General features: G+C 63.5%; 3 protein-coding genes. 2 read left to right on the forward strand and 1 reads right to left on the reverse strand.

Annotated elements, in window-relative coordinates:
• Positions 1-159 precede the first annotated feature (159 nt).
• Positions 160-825 carry a winged helix-turn-helix transcriptional regulator gene (locus tag BMW72_RS18110; RefSeq protein ID WP_166787823.1) on the reverse strand — a complete coding sequence of 222 codons (666 nt, stop codon included), beginning with the start codon at positions 823-825 and terminating at the stop codon, positions 160-162.
• 63 nt (positions 826-888) lie between these two features.
• On the opposite strand from BMW72_RS18110, the gene BMW72_RS18115 reads away from it, so the two are divergent.
• Positions 889-1632, forward strand: coding sequence for a DUF899 family protein (locus BMW72_RS18115; RefSeq protein ID WP_092113125.1), 744 nt, complete (start codon positions 889-891; stop codon positions 1630-1632).
• Complete coding sequence (locus tag BMW72_RS18120) at positions 1629-2408, forward strand: alpha/beta fold hydrolase (protein ID WP_092113128.1); 780 nt, start codon at positions 1629-1631, stop codon at positions 2406-2408. Before BMW72_RS18115 ends, BMW72_RS18120 begins: the two co-directional genes overlap by 4 nt.
• Positions 2409-3139: the final 731 nt, after the last annotated feature.

Genomic DNA, 3139 nt, shown 5'->3' on the forward strand with positions numbered 1-3139 from the left:
CATGGGGTCAACGCCTGAGAGTGAGGGGTCCGCAAGAGGGACGTCCAGCAGGCGCGTTCAAACGTGATTCCGCTCAAGTCGATTCGCTGAGCAAGTCGCCCGCAAGGGGAACGTTCACCGGGCAGCGCGATGGCTTCGATCAGGGCCGGGAAACCATGGTCAGCGCTGGGCGGGAGACATGCTTCTGATGAAGCGGTCCAACGGTGCGGGATCCCCTTGGACGGCCTCGCGGGGTAGAGCCGCACCGTTGAAGAGCGCATTCGCCCAGCTGGTCGCGTCGATGCTGATGCGGGTGATGGGGTTGGGTAGGCGTCCGCGGTCGGCATGGAATCCATCGCTTCCCCAGTCGATGAAGTAGTCGTAGGCGATCTCGTTTCGACCGCGAGAGTCGCTGAGGCGCAGTTGCAGCTGCACCGGCGGGTCCAACGGATGAGGCGGGGCCATCGTTCGCATAGCCAGGACAGCCGCATCCGGGGTCAGCCCGCCCTCCTGCGGGAGAGAGGGTGAACGCTGCGCCCATCGCCCGAGGGCATGCATGATCGATTCGAGGTCACGACCCCACTCGGTGAGGTCGTACACGCGCACTCGGGCGGGAGGATCCAGTAGCCGCGAGGTAACGATGCCGCGGTCGTCTAGATCACGCAAACGCGTGGTGAGCATGGTCGGGGTGATGCCGCGGGCCGAGTCGAAGAGTTCACTGAACCGTTTGGGGCCGAGGAAGAGCTCGCGGATCACGATGTAGCCCCAGTGCTCCGCGATGAGCTCCATCGCGTGCGAAGTCGCGCAGGCGTCGCCGAGGTCCGCATAGGTCCGCTTGATGGGCATGTCTTCATTGTACCGCCATTTGAGTATTGAAAACGTAGCAACAGGTATGATAAACATATCTTTATGGTGAATCGCATCGCAGCGTCGTTCGACGGCGCTTTGCCGCTGCCGAGGGTGGCTGACCGAGCGGAGTGGCTTACGGAGCGAGCCAGTCTTCTGGAGAGGGAGAAAGCGCACACACGCGCGGGTGACGCGATCGCCTCGGCGCGACGCCGACTCCCCGTGACGCCGGTCGGCCCCGCAACCGTCGTCGGCGAGGACGGCCCAGTGCCGTTTGCCGAGATCTTCGAGGGACGTCGGATGCTCATCGCCTATACGTTCATGTGGAATCACGGGCAGCCGTTCGACGCGCAGTGCATGGGATGCACCTTCTCTGCGTCGCAACTTCCGACGCAGACGTACCTCTCGCAGCGCGACGTCACACTCGCCATGCTTTGCGAGGGGCCCTGGAGCGAGATTTCGGCGTACCGGGAGTTCATGGGGTGGACCCATCCCTGGTATTCGACGTCAGCTGCACTCCACAACCCGGCGGTGGCAGGTGAGAAATACTTGCGCTGCTACCTTCGCGACGGCCAAGACGTCTACCTGACCTACGAGGTCACCGATCGCGGCACCGAAGTCATGGACCCGATACTCGGCCTGCTCGACCGCACCATCTACGGGCGGCAGGAGCAATGGGAAGACTCACCACCTGGATGGCCGCAAGGCCCGGCAGGCGAGTGGTGGCGTCGAGACGGACGGCCAGTCGCCCAGTGGGAACGACCAAAGAATCAGAAACAGCACAGCGCTGAAGGAGTGGACCGATGAGTGAATCAGGAATCGCTGAGTCGACGGACGGCATCAGTCTGGCTTGGTCCCGATCCGGCACGGGCCCCACGCTTGTCATGATCGACCCCATCCTCGTGGATCGCGCATTGAGCCCGAACAACACACTCGCCGAGCGGCTGACGAGCCAGTTCACCGTCATCCGCTACGACCGGAGAGGCAAGGGCGACTCGACCGGCAATGACGCTCCTACTCCCGACCGAGAGGTCGAGGACCTGCAAGTCGTGATCGACGCCGCAGGAAACGGCCCGGAAACGATCGTGTACGGGTTCTCATCGGGCGGCTCCCTGGCACTCTATGCCGCATGCCAAGGGATGAGCATGAAGTGCCTGATCGTCATGGAACCGCCATCAGAGCTGGCCGGAACCGAGGAGTTCATCGCCGAAATCGAGAAACTGGTCGGCCACGGCCGGAACGCCGAAGCCGTGCGCCGGTTCTTCCACTACCAAGGGATGCCCGCCGAAGTCGTGGAGCAGATGGCTCCGTTCGCGGAGGCATGCGCCCCATATGCACACACCATCTCGAACGATCTCCGAATCGCCGATGAACTCACTCCCGGCGCGCTGTCTCGCGTCGGCATCCCGACACTGGCCATTGTCAGCAAAGCCAGCCCGCCCCCGCTCCACAGGTTCGTCGACCGCGTCGCGGAACACGTGACGACGAGCGAGTCCATCGAACTCAAGGGCGACTGGCACGGAGTCTCCGACGAACTCCTTGCGCAGACCATCGCCGAGTTTGTCTCGTGTGAGCCGAGATGATCCGGCTGCTACGCGAGACTGACGTGACGACGCAGCCCGTGGGCCGTCGGCCGTCGGGTGGAGGCTGCCAACTCAACGTTTCCGGCCACGACATAACGGGAAGGGTGCCGTGAACGAGGTCATCCGGCTGGCACCGCTTCTGGACGAGATGGCCAGGCTCAGAGCCTCGGGTAGTCAGGCCATTTCCTTCTTCCGCCTGCAAGGTCTGCTGTCGGCCGTGATCGGTGTGGTTGCCCCGCAGTCCGGGTTGCTCCGGTCGCTCTGCCTGTCCCGACGCCGGTTTAGCGGCGGGCGGGCGAGCGTGTCGGTGCCGAGGTGGCGGCGGTTCCAGCCGGTACGCGCTGAAGCTCGTGCCTACACCCGGCCCGCCAGCCGGCGACGTTCTGCGGCCACCACGCTGGATAAATTTGCCACCGGCGGGACGTCCCAGAGAAGGCCCGTATGGGAACCCCCAATGGGACGACCGGAATTCCATCAACGCTTGCCAGCATCTACGCCGTTCTCGGTGGTAAACGCCGCAATTGCCCGACGATATCGCTTCAATTTGACGAGCCCGACGATGATCATCCCTCCCGCGACGCCGAAGTACACGACCGCTCGCGTCGGCTCCGTTCCCACGACCACTTGGGCGATTGCAAGGCGGATTCAACCGGTCGTCGCAACGATGGGTATTTCTGGCTCTGACAGTAGTCGTTGCATGGCTTGAGTGGGTGTGATGCCGCCGAGTGTTT

Origin of the sequence: Cryobacterium luteum (genome assembly GCF_900110125.1) — a bacterium.
GTDB classification, from domain to species: domain Bacteria; phylum Actinomycetota; class Actinomycetes; order Actinomycetales; family Microbacteriaceae; genus Cryobacterium; species Cryobacterium luteum.

Bases quoted from the DNA above. Each gene is read 5' to 3' on its own strand.
- BMW72_RS18110 (WP_166787823.1), bottom strand. From the start codon at position 825: ATGCCCATCAAGCGGACCTATGCGGACCTCGGCGACGCCTGCGCGACT.
- BMW72_RS18115 (WP_092113125.1), top strand. From the start codon at position 889: ATGGTGAATCGCATCGCAGCGTCGTTCGACGGCGCTTTGCCGCTGCCG.
- BMW72_RS18120 (WP_092113128.1), top strand. From the start codon at position 1,629: ATGAGTGAATCAGGAATCGCTGAGTCGACGGACGGCATCAGTCTGGCT.